Origin of the sequence: Paraburkholderia unamae, from assembly GCF_003268775.1 — a bacterium.
Taxonomy (GTDB): domain Bacteria; phylum Pseudomonadota; class Gammaproteobacteria; order Burkholderiales; family Burkholderiaceae; genus Paraburkholderia; species Paraburkholderia unamae.
In genome coordinates this window covers 52,517-68,546 of sequence record NZ_QLSU01000045.1, presented here as the reverse complement: position 1 = coordinate 68,546, position 16,030 = coordinate 52,517, and the positions used below count along the sequence as shown (strand labels likewise).

At 68.1% G+C, this 16,030-nt stretch carries 14 protein-coding genes; 7 read left to right on the top strand and 7 right to left on the bottom strand.

The window, feature by feature from the left end:
- Window positions 1-121: 121 nt before the first annotated feature.
- Window positions 122-763, bottom strand: a complete 642-nt coding sequence (locus tag C7401_RS41130) for a cysteine peptidase family C39 domain-containing protein (RefSeq protein WP_258397431.1) — start codon at window positions 761-763, stop codon at window positions 122-124.
- A 333-nt stretch (window positions 764-1,096) separates the two neighbouring features.
- On the opposite strand from C7401_RS41130, the gene C7401_RS41125 reads away from it, so the two are divergent.
- Window positions 1,097-1,951 carry a helix-turn-helix domain-containing protein gene (locus C7401_RS41125; RefSeq protein WP_112177790.1) on the top strand — a complete coding sequence of 285 codons (855 nt, stop codon included), beginning with the start codon at window positions 1,097-1,099 and terminating at the stop codon, window positions 1,949-1,951.
- A gap of 42 nt (window positions 1,952-1,993) precedes the next feature.
- Here the strand turns inward: C7401_RS41125 and C7401_RS41120 are convergent, their stop codons facing one another.
- Entirely contained in the window at window positions 1,994-3,877 is a 1,884-nt protein-coding gene (locus tag C7401_RS41120) for an ATP-binding response regulator (protein WP_112177797.1), read from the bottom strand.
- Window positions 3,878-3,887: 10 nt separating this feature from the next.
- Window positions 3,888-4,418, bottom strand: a complete 531-nt coding sequence (locus tag C7401_RS41115; protein WP_112177789.1) for a putative pterin-binding protein — start codon at window positions 4,416-4,418, stop codon at window positions 3,888-3,890.
- A 197-nt stretch (window positions 4,419-4,615) separates the two neighbouring features.
- Between C7401_RS41115 and C7401_RS41110 the strand changes: the two genes are divergently transcribed.
- The 3 genes from C7401_RS41110 (at window position 4,616) to C7401_RS41100 (ending at window position 7,076) form a co-directional block, all read left to right on the top strand.
- On the top strand, window positions 4,616-5,563 hold the full coding sequence (locus tag C7401_RS41110; RefSeq protein WP_112177788.1) for a phosphoribosyltransferase: 948 nt from the start codon (window positions 4,616-4,618) through the stop codon (window positions 5,561-5,563).
- Between the two features lie 207 nt (window positions 5,564-5,770).
- Complete coding sequence (locus C7401_RS41105; protein ID WP_112177787.1) at window positions 5,771-6,397, top strand: glutathione S-transferase family protein; 627 nt, start codon at window positions 5,771-5,773, stop codon at window positions 6,395-6,397.
- Between the two features lie 79 nt (window positions 6,398-6,476).
- Window positions 6,477-7,076 carry a Fur family transcriptional regulator gene (locus C7401_RS41100; protein WP_112177786.1) on the top strand — a complete coding sequence of 200 codons (600 nt, stop codon included), beginning with the start codon at window positions 6,477-6,479 and terminating at the stop codon, window positions 7,074-7,076.
- A 143-nt stretch (window positions 7,077-7,219) separates the two neighbouring features.
- On the opposite strand, the gene C7401_RS41095 is transcribed toward C7401_RS41100, so the two are convergent.
- From C7401_RS41095 to C7401_RS41085, 3 genes are all read right to left on the bottom strand, one after another.
- Window positions 7,220-7,633: a response regulator gene (locus C7401_RS41095; protein WP_112177785.1), complete on the bottom strand. Its 414-nt coding sequence runs from the start codon at window positions 7,631-7,633 to the stop codon at window positions 7,220-7,222.
- A gap of 314 nt (window positions 7,634-7,947) precedes the next feature.
- Entirely contained in the window at window positions 7,948-9,486 is a 1,539-nt protein-coding gene (locus tag C7401_RS41090) for a cryptochrome/photolyase family protein (RefSeq protein ID WP_258397432.1), read from the bottom strand.
- Between the two features lie 124 nt (window positions 9,487-9,610).
- Window positions 9,611-10,312, bottom strand: a complete 702-nt coding sequence (locus tag C7401_RS41085) for a TetR/AcrR family transcriptional regulator (RefSeq protein WP_258397430.1) — start codon at window positions 10,310-10,312, stop codon at window positions 9,611-9,613.
- A 98-nt stretch (window positions 10,313-10,410) separates the two neighbouring features.
- Between C7401_RS41085 and C7401_RS41080 the strand changes: the two genes are divergently transcribed.
- Together C7401_RS41080 and C7401_RS41075 are read left to right on the top strand one after the other, a co-directional pair.
- Window positions 10,411-11,958 (top strand): MDR family MFS transporter, encoded by a 1,548-nt coding sequence (locus C7401_RS41080; RefSeq protein WP_112177782.1) that lies wholly within the window; start codon window positions 10,411-10,413, stop codon window positions 11,956-11,958.
- Window positions 11,959-12,178: 220 nt separating this feature from the next.
- Window positions 12,179-13,483 (top strand): MFS family transporter, encoded by a 1,305-nt coding sequence (locus C7401_RS41075; protein WP_112177781.1) that lies wholly within the window; start codon window positions 12,179-12,181, stop codon window positions 13,481-13,483.
- Between the two features lie 24 nt (window positions 13,484-13,507).
- On the opposite strand, the gene C7401_RS41070 is transcribed toward C7401_RS41075, so the two are convergent.
- Window positions 13,508-14,926 (bottom strand): aminotransferase-like domain-containing protein, encoded by a 1,419-nt coding sequence (locus C7401_RS41070; protein ID WP_112177780.1) that lies wholly within the window; start codon window positions 14,924-14,926, stop codon window positions 13,508-13,510.
- A 131-nt stretch (window positions 14,927-15,057) separates the two neighbouring features.
- Between C7401_RS41070 and C7401_RS41065 the strand changes: the two genes are divergently transcribed.
- The gene (locus tag C7401_RS41065; protein WP_112177779.1) at window positions 15,058-15,981 is read left to right on the top strand and encodes a DMT family transporter; all 924 of its coding nucleotides are present in this window, start codon (window positions 15,058-15,060) and stop codon (window positions 15,979-15,981) included.
- Window positions 15,982-16,030 lie beyond the last annotated feature (49 nt).

Sequence of the window (16,030 nt, the reverse complement as noted above, 5' to 3'; positions counted from 1 at the left end):
TGCCTGCGAAGCTACCGTGCGTTTCTTCTTCATCGGCATATCCATGATTTTTACCTCTCATGATATGCCTCGCCCACGAAATGACGGATAGGTCCAAAACAAGGAAACGCGAAAACCCACCTCAACCCGGCCGCGAAAGCGCCATCCCCCGCCGCGCATGAAACCGCGCCACAGTTTCATAGGGCAGCCAGGCATCCGCCTGAAACGGCGCGATCCCGGAAGGGTTGTGGAACCACACCCCGCCTTCCCCGCGCCCGTGCAGCAAAATCAGGTGCCCGCCTTGACGCTCATTGGCCCGTTCGGGATACCGAATCTCGGGACTCACAGAAACGATAGCGAGCGTATCGGCGTCAAGACGCGCGGCGCTCGCCTCGATGCCCTCGTCGACCATCACCTCGACGCGCACGCCAAACGCCGCCTCCACCCACGCGGCAAACGGGCGGTAGATCAACCCGTCCACCCCGCCGTCGTCACGCACGCGGTAAACGCCGTGCCGCAGCGCTTCCTGAAGCAGCACAGCGCGCGGCGCATGCGCAATACCCCAATGATCGAGCGCCGACTCGAGGCAGGTCAGCCCGCACAGCCGCTTCGCCCAGAAGCGATAGTCATCGGGCTCGGCAAAGCCGCTCGCGCGCCAGCCGGGGTCATCGCACGGGTCCACGCCGCGCTCGACAATGGGCGCCACCCACGCGGCGCTCCCCCACTGGCTGTAGTACGGCACGGCCTCGTGCCGCCATGTCCCGCCATCGCGCAGGTCTTTCAAGCGATATCCCTCGATTCAGTAAGGTTGATCCGCCACGCGGACATCCGGCGTTCAGAATCGAGCATCTTCGCAGGCGCACGCCGCGACGGCAACGTCATGAGCGTTGCAAGCCATACGTAATCATTACCGCCACCCAGCCAACAAAATGCTTACATTTACCTCTTTCGAGGCTGAAAGGCATTGGGCTGAAAAAAGCGCCCCGCAATTACCAAATGATGCGTTTAGAATATCGTGCTCCCGCGAGCGAACCGCACGAGCTCCCGTCACAAGGGACTCGCGGCGCCGCGGCATGATGATCAGAAACTGAATCCACGATTTTCCCCCTGAAGCGGTATGTCGAACGTTGCACACACAACCGACTCGGCCTCGGTCGCGGAGCGCGTACGCGAGCTGATGAGCCGTCACGGCATCGGCAAGCGTCAGCAAACGACCGAGCTGTGCCGGATTCTTGACCTGAGCTTTTCCCAAGGGCACCGCAAGCTGCGCGGCAATAGCCCGTGGACGCTCGCGCAAATCAAGAAAGTGGCCGAGGCGTTCGGCGAACCCGCCGGCCAGTTGTTCGGCGCGCAGTTGCTCGACCCCGGCATGGTCGGCGCGAACGCGCAGGAAGCCATTCTCTGCGTGAGCGCGGCCGAGTTGCCCTGCACCGCATGGATCGGCGCGCCGGTCGAGGCGGGCAGCCGCCCCGACTTCGTCGCCTACGAAAAACAGGGCCAGTGGCGCGTGGTGCGCCCGGACGGCGCGCTCTACCAGAACGCGCGCGAAGTCCACAAGATCGAAATCTACCCGCGCCGCGCCGAGTCCGACAAGCCGCTCATCGCGGTCGTGGACGACGATCAGTCCTCCGCCGACAACCTGCGCGACTACCTGGAGCACAGCGGCTACGCGGCGCTCGCGCTCTACGGCCTCACGGCGTTCAACGAGGCGCTCGAAAACAACGTGTTCGACGGCGTGGTGATCGACTGGCTGTTCGGCAGTCAGACCGCCGCCGAGGCGATCCGCAGCATACGCGCCTCCGAAAACCCCGATGCCCCCATCTTCGTGCTCACGGGCGAGCTGCTGACCGGCAAGGCCAGCGAGTCGGAGATCAGCCAGGTCGTGCGCCACTACAACGTGGCGTGCTACGAAAAGCCCGCGCGCATGGCGATTCTCGTCGCCGATCTTTCGAAGCGCCTCAATCGCGGCTAAGGCCGTCCGCCTGACCGGCTCGTGCCTCGTTCAGGCCACGGCTCAGGCGGCTTCGCGCGGCGCAGTCAGCGCACGCTGCAACGCCGCGCGCAACACCTCGTAATGCACCGGCTTCGTGAGCCGGTCGAAGAACGGCGCGGCCTCGCCGTGCCGCTTGCCGCCCTCCCCGCCGCCCTTTCCATCGCATGCGCCCCCGAGCGCCGCGAGGCCCGCCACGTCGGCGCTCACCGCGATCACGCGCGGCGGCACAAGCACGCCGCGCCGCGCTTCGAGCCCCGCCATGAAGGCATAGCCGTCGCGGCCCGGCATGTGCAGATCGAGCAGCACGACGTCGCAGGGCTCCGTTTCCACCAGCGCGAGCGCGCGGTCGGCGTCGCCGGCCGCAAGCGGGCTGTAGCCCATGTGCGCGACCATCTCGCACAGCGAATCGCGCACGAGCGGGTTGTCGTCCACCACGAGCACGCGCGGCGGCGGCTGTGTGGAGAGCGCCGCCGCGGGTGCGGCCGGGGCCGCCGGTGGTTCGACCGGCGTGACGGGGATGCGCACGATGAACGTCGTGCCCTTGCCCACGCGGCTTTGCGTCACGATCCGGCCGCCGAACAGGTCGACGAGTCCGCGCACGATCGCGAGCCCCATGCCCGCGCCCTCGTAGCGCCGCGAGCGCGACGCGTCGAGCTGCGTGAACTCCTTGAAGATGAGCGGAATCTTTTCCGCCGCCACGCCCGGCCCGGTGTCGCTCACGACGATGACGAGCGTTTCGGTGCCTGCGGGCTCCAGGGCGCTCGCGCCCACCTCCAGCGAGAATTCGAGCCGCACCTTGCCGCGCTCCGTGTAACGGATCGCGTTCGTGACCAGATTGCTCGCGATCTGGCGAATCCGATGCGGATCGGCCAGCACGGACCGATCCGGCCCCAGCCACGCGTGCTCGAACGCGAGCCCGCGCGCGCGCGCCGCCTGCTCGTGCTCGTCGACGATCGATTGCAGCAGTTCGCGCGGCTCGAACTCCTCCTGGCGCAACTCCAGCTTGCCGGCGCCGAGGCGCGCGTAGTCGGTGAGGTCCTTCATCTGCGCTTCGAGCTGGCGCGCGGCGGCTTCGAGCCGATGGATCACCTTGCGGTCGCCTTCCGAGTGCGAGTTGAAGCCGAGCAGTTCGATCGACGAGACGATGGCGTGCAGCGGCGTGCGCAGCTCGTGGCTGATCATGCCGAGGAAGGCGTCCTTCGCCATGCTCGCTTCGCGCGCCGCGCGGCTCGCCTGGTGTTCGGCTTCGAGCGCCGCGTGCTGCTGGTGCAACAGACGCGTGCGCCGATAGCCGTTCATCACGAGCAGCACGCCCGCCGCCGCCGACAGCACGAGCAGCACGAGCCCCGCCGCAAACAGTTCGCGCCGCTTGGCGATGAAGTCGCGCCGGATCGCCTCGCGCTCGGTCACGTCGGCGAAGCGCCGGTTCAGCGCCAGGTCGGTGACCTGGGTCCAGTGCGCGTCGAGCGCCTTGAGCATCGGCACCGCGCGCGAATGGTCCTCGGCGAGCGTCGAGATCTCCGCCTCGAACGGCGAGATCGTCGCGTAGAGGATCGCCAGATCGGCCTCCTGGCGCTTGCCGAGGCCGGGCTGCCCGTCGAGCGACTGCGTCGAGCCCTTCATCACATTGAGCTTCGACTGGAGCACTTCGTAGCGCAGCCGCACCTTGTCGAGATCGCGGTCGATGCCGTCGGAGTAAATCAGCAACTGGCTCTCGAAGCGCGCATACGCGATCTGAAGCTGCGCGGCGTCCCAGTAAAGGCCGTCGTAATTGCCCGTGATGCGCTGCACGACCTGCGGGTTGAGCAGGTTCGCGTACAGCAGATAGCCGACCGCCACCACGGGCGGCGCGAGCGCGGCCACCCAGATCAACACCTGCACGAGTCGCCGCCACGGACGTCGCATCACCACCCGCTCACCGCCTGATCGTCATCGACTTGATCTGCCACGCGAATTTGGCGTCGCCCGCGGCGCCGTCGAGCTCCAGCGGATACCGGTCGCGTGGATAGATCAGGAACAGCGGCCCGAAATTGCTCACCTTGAGGCGCTGGCCGTTCATTGCGTAGGCGATCACGACGCCGTAGTGCTCGGCGTCGGCAACGGGCACGACGCACGTGTAGTCGTCGAGCGTGTGAATCTCGATCTGGCTGCCGTACGCGCCCACTGCCTTGAGCACATCGGAGAGCAGCGGGCCCGTGAAGGTCGAGCGCGGCGTCCAGGTGGTGGCGGTCGTGATCGAATGCACGGGCAAGGCGAGCAGTTGCGCCTCGCTGAAGTGGTACGCCGTGTGGGCCGCGTTGTTGGTCACGCGCACTTCGCCGTCCACGTCGAGCGCAAGCGATCCGCCGGGCGCCGCGTGCGCAAGCGACGCCGCACCGCCCGCCAGCGCGAGCCCCAGCACGGCGGCCCAGCGCCGCCAGCCTGGCCATTCCTTGAAATCCCGCATGTTGCCCAGCCCTTTCGCGCGATGGATCGCGTCGTTGTCGTGTGTCGTGTGTCGCGGCGTCGAACCGCCTTTCTCACCTGGCCCGCCAGCAGGCGCGGGCGAGCATAGGCATAATATCGTCAAACATTGCACTGACAATAGACGTCGTCCTCGCGTACGCATGCGTCGGACGGGCGCGACGTCGCCGACTTCATTCCATGGATAAGCCCATCGTTCCGCTCACCTATGAACAGCTCGACCATTGGGTCGAGTCGCTCCAACCGGCGCTGATCGCTGAGGAATTCGCCATCGTGGTCGGCATTCTGCGCGGCGGCGCGCCGCTCGCGTTGATGGTTTCGCACGCAACGGGCGCGGGCGTCGCGTTCCTGCGCTACGACCGCGCCACGCGCGAAGTGCGCTGGGACTCCACACTGCCGCTGCCCGAACCCGGCTCGAAGGTGCTGCTGTGCGAGGACATCGCGGGGCGCGGCCACACGCTCGTGGACTGCATGGCCTTCCTGAGCGAGCACGGCCTCGTGGTGCGCACGCTCACGGGCGCCTACGATGATCTGAGCCGTTTGCGCCCCGATTATTCGATCGACGCGAGCGGCTATTTCGCGCTGTTCCCGTGGGAGCGCCAGGCCTACACCGACCGCTATCGCGCCGACTGGTCGGGCGACGCCAAAGGCGAAGGCACGCGCATGGCCGACGACCACGAGTACGCGGTGTACGCGATCGACCTCGACGGCGTGCTGCTGCCCGACATTCCGCTCGCGCGCTACGACGAAAACCTCGTCGCCGCGCTCGCCGAGCGCGACCAGCTCGTGCCCTTCGAGCGTCTGCCCGGCGTCGACCTCAAGCGCACCCGCGCGATCATCACGGGGCGCCCGGAAATGGACCGCGAGCGCACGCTCGCGTGGCTCGAACGCCACGGCTTCGGGCACCTCGAACTCTTCATGCGCGCGCCCGGCGAACACGACGACACGGCCGCGGGCGCAGCCGCCCACAAGGCCGCGGCGGCCATTCGCTGCGGCGTGACGCATTTCATCGAAAGCGACCCGGTGCAGGCCATCTTCATCGCGCAACAGGCGCCGCTTTTGCGCGTAATCTGGTGGAACGCCCAGGCGCGCACGGGCACGCTGATCGGCGCTTCGGTCTGGAGCTGATGGCACGGCCGGACGCCGGACCGCCGCGCCCGCAAGACTCCATGCGCGCGCTGCCGCACGGTTGCGGCACGAGTGCGGAACGCCTCGCGCCGTGCAGCGCCTATCTTTGAAAGAGCCGCAACGGACAAGCGCCGCGAGCTTTCGTGTATCGTGGCGGCCTGCGCCAGGCTTGACCCTTTTCCCCCCCTTGCAAGGAGTACGCGCCGGATGATCACGATCTGGGGACGCGCCAACTCGGTGAACGTCCAGAAAATCCTGTGGTGTTGCGACGAACTCGTGCTGCCGTTCGAGCGCATCGACGCGGGCGGCGCGTTCGGCCGCCTCGACGAACCCGCCTTCCTCGCCATGAATCCGAACGGCAAGGTCCCGACGATCGTGGACAGCGGCTTCGTGCTGTGGGAGTCGAACGCGATCCTGCGCTATCTGGCGATGGAGTATGGTCCCCAGAGCCTGCTCTATCCGACCGATCCCAAGGTGCGCGCCTCGATCGAGCGCTGGCTCGACTGGTCGATCGGCACGCTCGCGCCCGCCGAGCGGCCGTTGTTCCTCGCGCTCGTGCGCACGCCGCCGGAAAAGCGCGACCCGGCGCAGATCGAAGCCGACTTCCATCAGGTGGGCAAGCTCTGGAAGCTGCTCGACAGCCATCTGCAAGGCCGCTTCTTCCTCGAACACGAGCGCTTCTCGCTCGCCGACATCGTGCTGGGCGCCTACGCGCGGCGCTGGTTCGGGCTCGAAGGCGTGGAGCGCGAGCCGCTGCCGAATATTGAACGCTGGTATCAGCGCATCGCGCAGCGCCAGGGTTTCCGCAAGTACATCGGCATGCCGCTCACCTGATCCGCACCTGCGCCGCGACTGGAATGGGACTGCGCGGGAGCGCGGGCGGGCCGGCGGCGCGCCCCGTATAATCGCAGGCATGAAGACAGCAAAACCGTCCCCGGACGCCCCCGCCATGCACGGCGAGGCGCACGACCACGCGCACGATCACGGCCATGCGCACGCACACTCGCACGACGGCGCCCAAGGCGCTTCGCTCGAGTCGGCGCTCGCCATGGCCGAGGCCTATTGCCGCGAACGCGGCGAAAAGCTCACGCCGATCCGCCGCAAGGTGCTGGAGTTGCTGCTCGCCTCGGGCCGCGCCACCAAGGCGTATTCGCTGCTCGACGAAATGCGCCAGATCCATCCGGGTTCGGCGCCGCCCACCGTTTACCGGGCGCTCGACTTCCTGCTTTCCGCCGGGCTCATTCACCGCATCGAGTCGATCAACGCGTTCGCCGTCTGCCACGATCTCACGCAGTGCCAGCACGGCATTCTCGTGGTGTGCCAGCAGTGCGGCAACGTCACCGAATTGCACGAGCCCAAGCTGCGCCAGGCGCTCGTCACGCAGATCGAGGCCGCCGGTTACCGGCTTGCCGGCGACGGCATCGAGCTCAAGGGCTTGTGCGCGCAATGTCAGGCCAGCCAGGCGGCGCAACCCGGCTCAGCCGCGACGCCCGAAGCCGCCGCGCATTCCTGATTCGCCACCCGCCGCGATTGCCCCGCTCCGCCAAACCGGCGCGGGCAAGGCGCAACCCGCGCCGCGTTCTGCGGCGCACGACACCCTGACGATACCGCCCCGCTTCGCTACGCGCGCCGCTTCATAGCCACGTCAAAGCCGCTTCAAAGCGACTGGCGCGCATCGTCGATCGCGTCGCTGAGCAGCGCCACGAGTTCCTCGGGCCGGGCCGGCTTGGTCATGAAATGCTGAAAGCCTTCGCCGATGCTGCGCAAACGCCAGCTTTCGTCGGTGTGGCCCGTGAGCGCGACGGCGACGGCCGGGGCGCGATCGCCGCGAATCTCGTAGTCGCGCAGGCGCTGGATCAGGTAGAAGCCGTCCATGGCCGGCAAGTCGAGATCGCAGACCACGGCGTCCGGGTGCAGGTTCAGGGCCGCTTCGACGCCCGTTTCGGCGTCTTCGACCGCCACGACATGCGCACCCTCCGCCTCCAGCAGCGAAGTCAGTGACGCCCGGCTATGCGGGTCGTCTTCGACAAGGACGATGGTCGTCCGGTCGAGTTTGTGTACTGCGTTCATTGTGTTTGCTTGAATGCCTTTCTGTCTGTCAGGCCGACCATGAGGCTAACCGTGCCGCGACCGGACCTGCCCGTGTTGATAAAGGGCTCCAGCGTCCTGACCGGCCACTGCGCGCCGGCGGCTGCGAACCCGGCCTGACGGCGGGTGGACAGCGACGCCGCAACAACGTGGCCACCATGTTGCAACTTCGGGCAACTTCGCAGTCGGTCCTGATAGAGCAATATTAATGCCGCCGGGTTCCCTTGCGCGGCGCTCGCGGCCAGTCGCGCCGCGCACGGTAGCCGCGTCACAAGGCAGGCCGATGAAAGCCGCGCTCATGCCTTGCCACCCTCTTTTGCCAAGGCGCGCCCCTTCGTCTTGCCGGTTTGCGCATAGGCTTCGAGCGCGCGTTCGCGCGCCAGTTCATGTTCGATGACCGGGTGCGGATAATTTTCTCCGGGCCGCACGCGCGCAGCTTCGAGTTGCTGCGCGCTCGCCTTCCACGGCTGGTGCACGAGCGCGTCGGGCAAGCCCGCGAGCTCCGGCACCCATTGCCGCACATAGGCGCCGCGCGGGTCGAACTTCTGGCCCTGGAGCACCGGATTGAAGATGCGGAAATACGGCGCCGCATCCACGCCCGAGCCCGCCACCCACTGCCAGTTGGCCGGATTACTGGCCGGATCGGCGTCGACGAGCGTGTCCCAGAACCACGACTCGCCCGCGCGCCAGTCGATCAGCAGATGCTTCGTGAGGAACGACGCCGCCACCATGCGCACGCGATTGTGCATCCAGCCCGTGTGCCAGAGTTCGCGCATGCCCGCGTCGACGAGCGGATAGCCGGTCAGCCCGCGCTGCCAGGCGCGCAGGCCCGCCGGGTCGTTGCGCCACGGCATGGCGTCGAAGGCGGGGCGCAGGTTGCGCGTGGCGAGATCGGCGTAGTGAAAGCGCTGGTAGTGGCAGAACTCCCGCCAGCCCAGCTCGCTCGCGAACTTCTCCGCGCTGGCCGCACGCCGCGCCGAGCCACGGCCGTGCGCGTGCTGGGCTGCCTTGAGCGCGGCCCACACCTGGCGCGGCGAGATCGCACCCACGCTCAAATACGGCGAAAGGCGGCTCGTCGCGGCGTCGCCGGGTTCGTCGCGCTCGCCCGCGTAGGCGTCGAGATCCGTGGCGAGGAACGCGCGCAGGCGTTCGAGCGCTGCCTCGTCTCCCGCCGGCCACGCGGCGCGCAGGCCGCCCGACCAGTCGGGCGCGCGCGGCGCAAGGCCGAGATCGTCGAGTGTCGATGCGCGCCGGGTAAGACTTGCTGGCAGCGTTTGAAAAATCATCTGCTCGGGTTCGCCCAGCGGCGGCGGCGGGTCGCCCATGCGCAGGCAGGCGCGCCAGTAGGCGCTGAAAACCCGGAACGGCTCGCCGGACTGGTTGAGCACCGTCCACGGCTCGCTCAGAAGCTGGCCGTTGAAGCTCTCCACGCTCACGCCGCGTGCACGCAGCGTCGCTTTGAGCGCGCCGTCGGACGCGCGCTGCGCCGCGCCATAGCGGCGATTCCAGTACACCGCCTGGGCGCCCGTTGCCGTGACCAGGGCGTCGAGCGTCGGCGCCTCTTCGCCTTGCAGGAGCAGCAGCCCGCCGCCGCGCGCCTCGAGCGCCGCGCCCAGCGCGCGCAGTGACTCGTGGCGCCACCAGCGCGCCGCGCCGCCCTCGGGGCGCTCGCCGCAGGCGCGCGGGTCGTGAATCCAGACGCAGATCAGCGGCAAGCCGCTGGCCGCCGCCTGCGCGAGCGCGGGCTGATCGGCGAGCCGGAGATCGTCGCGAAACCAGACAATGGCCGGCGCGGCGCGGGAAGCCGTGGAAGAAGCGGAAGAAGAAGGACGCAGACCGGACCTCGACCGGGAACAATTGCGCGGGACGGCGCATGCGCCGTGCCGCGAAGGCCACGGAGCGTACCACGGCGCGCCGCGCGCACCGTCGAAAATCGCCACGGGCGAAGGGATATCGGGATCAGGCCGCGCCGGGCCGCGGTCCCACGCCCTGCGTGATGAGCGTGACCGCATGGCGCGCGATTTCCTCGGCGCCCACGTGATGTTTGGCCGGATCCGCGCGCCACATGCGGGCCGTGGCGAGCGGCAGCAGCGTGAGGCCCATGAGCGACTGGAACAGCAGCGTGGGTTCGAGCGCGGGGTTCAGCCGCCCCTCGCGCTGCCAGCGCGCGATGGCCGCGCACGCCTTTTCCTGGTTCTGGCTGCCGTAGCGCTCGTGCATGCGCTGCCGCAGCACGCCGCCCTCGCTGATGACCTCGCGCATCCACAGCGGCGGAAACCAGGGATGGCGCTGCCCCACCGTGACGAAGCGCTGCACGAGCGCGGTGAGCGCGGCCACGGGATCGTCGCGATGCTGATCGAAAAGGTCGCCCAGCGCCGCGCGCAGTGGCAGGAAGCGCTCGTCGATCAGCACGTCGATCAACTGGTCGCGCGTCTTGAAGTAGTAGTGGACCATCGCGGGCGTGACGCCGGCTTCGCGCGCGATGGCGGCCAGCGACGTGTCGAGCATGCCCTGGCGCGCGAACAGAACAAGCGCCGCATCGATCAGGCGCTCGCGCTGCTCCGCGCCGCCCACCCCGCCGCTCGGCCGGCCGGGGCGGCGCGCGGGTGCGGGCGTGGACGATGCGGTTGCGTGACCGACGGGCGTTTCCGGCGCTTTCATGGCCGCTTTCATAACGTCTCTCTGTAAACTTTGACCAACTGGAATAATTGTCCTAATATTAATCGCCAAATTAATTAATTTCAAGATACATACCCGCGATGGATTCCAGCCCCCAACACCCCGCGCCCGCCGCCACCGGGCCGCAACCTCCGGTCCCAGACGCCGCGAGCGCGGGCAACCATCCGCCGATCCGGCTGCTGTTTCCGGCGCTTTTGCTCGTCATGTTGCTGGCCGCGCTCGACCAGACCATCGTCTCCACGGCGCTGCCCACCATCGTCGGCGAGCTGGGCGGGCTCGACCGGCTCTCCTGGGTCGTCACCGCCTACCTGCTCACCTCGACCATCGTGGTGCCGCTGTACGGCAAGTTCGGCGACCTGTTCGGCCGCAAGATCGTGCTCCAGGCCGCCATCGTGATCTTCCTGATCGGTTCGGCGCTGTGCGGCGTCGCGCAGAACATGGAGCAGCTCATCGTGCTGCGCGCGTTGCAGGGCGTGGGCGGCGGCGGCCTCATGGTCGTGACGATGGCCGCCATCGGCGACGTCATTCCGCCCGCGCAGCGCGGCAAGTACCAGGGCATGTTCGGCGGCGTGTTCGGCCTCGCCACCGTGGTCGGGCCGCTGCTCGGCGGCTTTCTCGTCGAGCACCTGTCGTGGCGCTGGATCTTCTACATCAACATTCCGCTCGGCGCGGTGGCGCTCGTCGTGATCGGCGCTGTGTTCAAGCCGCGCGCCGTGCACGTGAAGCACGTGATCGACTATATGGGCGCGGGCTGGCTCGCCGCCGCCCTCACCTGCCTGATCCTCTTCACGAGCGAGGGCGGCTCGCTCCTGCCGTGGACCTCGCCCACGCTGTGGCTCACGCTCCTGCTCGGCGTGGTGGCCGTGGCGGGTTTCATCCACGAGGAAAAGCACGCCGTCGAGCCCATCATGCCGCTCGAACTCTTTCGCGAGCGCACCTTCGTGTTGTCGAGCCTGATCGGCTTCATCGTGGGCGTGTCGCTGTTCGGCTCGGTCACGTTCCTGCCGCTTTACCTACAGGTCGTGAAGGGCTCCACGCCTTCGCAGGCCGGCATGCAAATGTTGCCGATGATGGGCGGGGTGTTGGTGATGTCGGTCATCACCGGGCGCATCATCAGCAAGATCGGCAAGTACCGCATGTTCCCCATCGCGGGCACGGCGCTCGTGGCCGTGGCGATGATGATGCTCGCCCGCTTGCAGATCGATACGCCCATTCACCGCATGTACCTGTACATGGGCGTGCTCGGCTGCGGGCTCGGCATGGTGATGCAGGTGCTGATCCTAGCCGTGCAGAACGCCGTGGAATTCCGCCACATGGGCGTGGCCACCTCGGGCGCGACGCTGTTCCGTTCGATCGGCGGCTCGGTGGGCGTGGCCGCGTTCGGCGCGGTGTTCTCGCACGGGCTGCACGCACGGCTCGAAAAAGTGCTCACGGGCGATGTCGAACTGCCCCAGCCGCTCACGCCCGACGTGATCCACCATTTGCCGCCCACGCTGCATGCGCAGTATCTCGATGCCTTCGCGGGCGCGCTGCACACGGTTTATCTCTCGGCGGCGTGCGTGGTGGTGCTCTCGTTCGCGCTCTCATGGCTGCTGCGCGACGTGCCGCTGCGCAAGCAACAGCATTGAGCGCGGCGGGTGCGGTCGCAGCCGCCCCCGCCGCGACATCCGCCGCGCACCACGACTTTGCGCGCGCACCAGGGTCTTTTCTTACATTTTCTCCACACGCAATTACAGTTAGATAAAATCGCGGGCATCGCGCGCCGGGACCGGCGGCGCGCGTTTCAAGCCGAGCGGCGGCCAAAAGTGCGTCGCGCCCCAAAAAACAGACACAGGAAGAGACCCTCCCATGGACGTCCAGAACGACCAGGCCGCGCTGTCCGCGCAAGACACGAGGCGGCGCGTGCTCGCCATCGTCGGCGCCTCGTCAGGCAATCTCGTCGAGTGGTTCGACTTTTACGTTTATTCGTTCTGCGCACTGTATTTCGCGCCCGCATTCTTCCCGAGCGGCAACACCACGACGCAATTGCTCAATACCGCCGGCGTGTTCGCCGCGGGCTTTCTCATGCGCCCGATCGGCGGCTGGCTGTTCGGCCGTATCGCCGACCGCCACGGGCGCCGCAACGCGATGATGATCTCCGTGCTGATGATGTGCGGCGGCTCGCTCGTGATCGCGGCGCTGCCCACCTACGCGCAGATCGGCGCGTTCGCGCCGCTGCTCCTCTTGATCGCGCGCCTGTTCCAGGGCCTTTCGGTGGGCGGCGAGTACGGCACGAGCGCGACCTATATGAGCGAGGTGGCGCTCAAGGGCCGGCGCGGCTTTTTTGCGTCGTTCCAGTACGTGACGCTGATCGGCGGCCAGCTTTGCGCGCTGCTCGTGCTCGTGATCCTGCAACAGGCGCTCTCCACGGAGGAGCTCAAGGCGTGGGGCTGGCGCATTCCGTTCGTGGTCGGCGCGTGCGCGGCGCTGGTCTCGCTGTATCTGCGCAAGTCGCTCGATGAAACCTCGACGAGCGAATCGCGCCACAAGCGCGACGCGGGCACGATACGCGGCGTGTGGCAGCACAAGGGCGCGTTCTTTACCGTGGTGGGTTTCACGGCGGGCGGCTCGCTGATCTTCTACACGTTCACGACTTACATGCAGAAGTACCTGGTGAACACGGCGGGCATGCATGCGAAAACCGCCAGCAGCGTGATGACCTGCGCGCTGTTCGTCTACATGCTGATGCAGCCGGTATTCGGCGCGCTCTCCGACAAGATCGGCCGCCGCACGTCGATGATCCTGTTCGGCTCGCTGTCGGTGCTCGGCACGGTGCCGATCATGCACGCGCTCAAGGACGTGTCGAGCCCGGTGGCCGCGTTCGCGCTCATCATCGTCGCGCTCGCCATCGTCAGCTTCTACACGTCGATCAGCGGCCTCATCAAGGCCGAGATGTTCCCGCCCGAAGTGCGCGCCATGGGCGTGGGCCTCTCGTATGCGGTGGCGAACGCGATTTTCGGCGGCTCGGCCGAATATGTCGCGCTGTGGTTCAAGTCGGTCGGCACCGAAAGCACGTTCTACTGGTACGTCACGGCGATCTGCGCGGTCGCGCTGGTCGTGTCGTACCGCATGCGCGATCCGGGCAAGGAAGGGTATCTGCGCCACGAGCCGTGATCGTCACGTGGCGCAGTCCGTCTTTCACGCGGGCTGCGCCACGCGCTCCATCGCACGCTGCAACGTTTCGTAGACCTTCGGTCGATTGCACTGCGAAACATTGAAACGCATGAACGCGCCCGCGCTGCGCGCCACGCTGAACACGTTGCCGGGCGCGAGCACCACGCCCTCCACCAGCGCCTCGCGCGCGACCTGGGCGGCGTCGAGGCCCTCCGGCAATCGCGCCCAAACGAACAGGCCCGCTTGCGGCCGCGTCCACGCCGTGAGGCCCAACGCCGCAAGCCGCCGCTGCGTGTCGCCCATCGCATCGGCGAGCTTCGCGCGCAGGCCGTCCAGGTGCCGCCGGTACGTGCCGTCCACGAGCAGGCGGTGCACGAGTTCGGCCACCATCTCCCCATTGCCGAACGACACCGCGAGCTTGAGATCGACGAGCGGTTCGATCCAGTCCGCGCGCGCCGCGATGAAACCGCAGCGCGCCGCCGCCGACATCGTCTTCGAAAAACTGCCGATGGTGACCACGCGCGCGAGGCCGTCGAAGGCCGCGAGCCGGGGCGCGGGCTCGACCTCGAAGTCAGCGAAGATGTCGTCCTCGACGATCAGCAGGTCGTGCGCCTCGGCGAGCTTGAGCACACGGTGCGCGACGGCGGGCGCAAGCGTCGCGCCGGTGGGGTTGTGAATCGCCGAGTTCGTGACGTACAGGCGCGGCCGCGCCTCGGCAAGCGTGCGCTCGAACGCGGCGAGATCCGGGCCCGTGGGCGTGTACGGCACACTGACCACGCGCACGCGGTGCGCGCGCAGCAGCGCCTGGAAGTTGAAGTAGCACGGGTCGTCCACCAGCACGGTGTCGCCCGGCTCCAGCAGAAAGCGGCACAGCAGGTCGAGCGCCTGGGTGCCGCCGTCGGTGAGCACGATCTGCTCGGGCGCGGCCTCCACGCCGTGCTGGCCAAGCCGCCACGCCAGTTGCTGGCGCAGCGCGGGCAGGCCGAGCGGCGAGGCGTAGTCCGTGAGTTGCGCGCGCGGGTCGCGTGCGATGGCGCGCAGCGCGCGCCGCACGGCGTCCTGCGGCAGCCACGCAGCAGGCAGCCAGCCACAGCCGGGCCGCAGCGCGCCGGCCTCGGTCTGGAGCGACTGGCGCGTGAGCCAGAGCGGGTCGATCTCGCGATCCAGTTGCGGCCCGAGCGCCGCGAGCGCGAGCGGCGGCGCGTGCCCCGCCACAAAAAAACCGGCCCCGCGCCGCGCGACGAGCACGCCCTCGGCGACGAGGCGCTCGTACGCCTCCACCACCGTCGACTTCGATACGCCCAACTGCTCGCTCATCGTGCGGATGGACGGCACGCGCGCCCCGGCCGCCAGCGCCCGCGCGGCAATGCGCTCGCGCAGCGCCTGCATCACCTGCTCCACGCGCGTCATGGGCGGGGCTTGCGTCCTCACTCGGTCTTTCATCTGTACTGCTCCGTGTTCAATACAGTTTGAACGAATTGTACTGATCCGTAGCTTACCGTCGGCGGGCGCGGCGCGCATCATCGGATTTCCGTCCGATGTTTCACTGCCTCCTTTCCTCGCCCCGAACCCCCATGCGCAAGACGCTCGACCCCACCACTGACGGCTGGCTCTGCGGCCTCGCCGGCGTGCTCATCTTCAGCGGCTCGCTGCCCGCCACGCGCCTCGCCGTGCTCGGCCTCGCCCCCGTGTTCCTCACCGGCGCGCGCGCGACCATTGCGGGCGTGCTCGGGGCGCTGCTGCTGCTCGGGTTGCGCGCCGCGCGGCCCGCGCGCAGCGAAGTCGGGCCGCTCGTCATCGTGGCGCTGGGCGTGGTGGTGGGCTTCCCGCTCCTTACCGCGCTCGCGCTACAGCACGTGAGCTCCGCGCACGCCATCGTGTTCGTCGGCCTCCTGCCGCTCGCCACCGCCATCTTCGGCGTGCTGCGCGGCGGCGAGCATCCGCAGCCCGCGTTCTGGATCTTTTCCGCGGCGGGCAGCGCGGCCGTGGTCGCGTTCGCGCTGCGCCACGGCCTGGACGCCTCGCCGCTGGGCGACGCGCTGATGCTCGCCTCGATCGTCGTCTGCGGGCTCGGCTATGCGGAGGGCGCGCGGCTCTCGCGGCGCCTGGGGGGCTGGCAGGTGATCTGCTGGGCGCTCGTGATCTCGCTGCCAGTCATGGCGCCGCTTGCGTGGTGGCTGCGGCCCGCCTCGTTCGCCGCCGTGGGCGCGGCTTCGTGGTGGGGGCTCGCCTATGTGTCGCTGTTCAGCATGCTGATCGGCTTCGTGTTCTGGTATCGCGGGCTCGCGCTCGGCGGCATTGCGGGCGTCGGGCAACTGCAACTGCTGCAACCGTTCTTCGGCTTCGTGCTCGCCGCGCTGCTGCTGCACGAGTCCGTGCCGCCCGCGATGATCGCGGTCACGGCCGTGGTGATCGCGTGCGTGGCCGGGGCGCGGCGCTTCGGGCGCTCAGCGGGGGCCTCGGCCGCCGCGAACCGGTCGCGCGCGCAGCGCGTTTGAGCGGAGTACAAGCGAGGCAATTTTGGCGCGCTTCAAAAGCGCGCTCACG

Excerpts from the sequence above, each read along its gene's own strand:
- C7401_RS41125 (WP_112177790.1), top strand. The coding sequence starts at position 1,097 with ATGTCGAACGTTGCACACACAACCGACTCGGCCTCGGTCGCGGAGCGC.
- C7401_RS41120 (WP_112177797.1), bottom strand. The coding sequence starts at position 3,877 with ATGCGACGTCCGTGGCGGCGACTCGTGCAGGTGTTGATCTGGGTGGCC.
- C7401_RS41115 (WP_112177789.1), bottom strand. The coding sequence starts at position 4,418 with ATGCGGGATTTCAAGGAATGGCCAGGCTGGCGGCGCTGGGCCGCCGTG.
- C7401_RS41110 (WP_112177788.1), top strand. The coding sequence starts at position 4,616 with ATGGATAAGCCCATCGTTCCGCTCACCTATGAACAGCTCGACCATTGG.
- C7401_RS41105 (WP_112177787.1), top strand. The coding sequence starts at position 5,771 with ATGATCACGATCTGGGGACGCGCCAACTCGGTGAACGTCCAGAAAATC.
- C7401_RS41100 (WP_112177786.1), top strand. The coding sequence starts at position 6,477 with ATGAAGACAGCAAAACCGTCCCCGGACGCCCCCGCCATGCACGGCGAG.
- C7401_RS41095 (WP_112177785.1), bottom strand. The coding sequence starts at position 7,633 with ATGAACGCAGTACACAAACTCGACCGGACGACCATCGTCCTTGTCGAA.
- C7401_RS41085 (WP_258397430.1), bottom strand. The coding sequence starts at position 10,312 with ATGAAAGCGCCGGAAACGCCCGTCGGTCACGCAACCGCATCGTCCACG.
- C7401_RS41080 (WP_112177782.1), top strand. The coding sequence starts at position 10,411 with ATGGATTCCAGCCCCCAACACCCCGCGCCCGCCGCCACCGGGCCGCAA.
- C7401_RS41075 (WP_112177781.1), top strand. The coding sequence starts at position 12,179 with ATGGACGTCCAGAACGACCAGGCCGCGCTGTCCGCGCAAGACACGAGG.
- C7401_RS41070 (WP_112177780.1), bottom strand. The coding sequence starts at position 14,926 with ATGAAAGACCGAGTGAGGACGCAAGCCCCGCCCATGACGCGCGTGGAG.
- C7401_RS41065 (WP_112177779.1), top strand. The coding sequence starts at position 15,058 with ATGCGCAAGACGCTCGACCCCACCACTGACGGCTGGCTCTGCGGCCTC.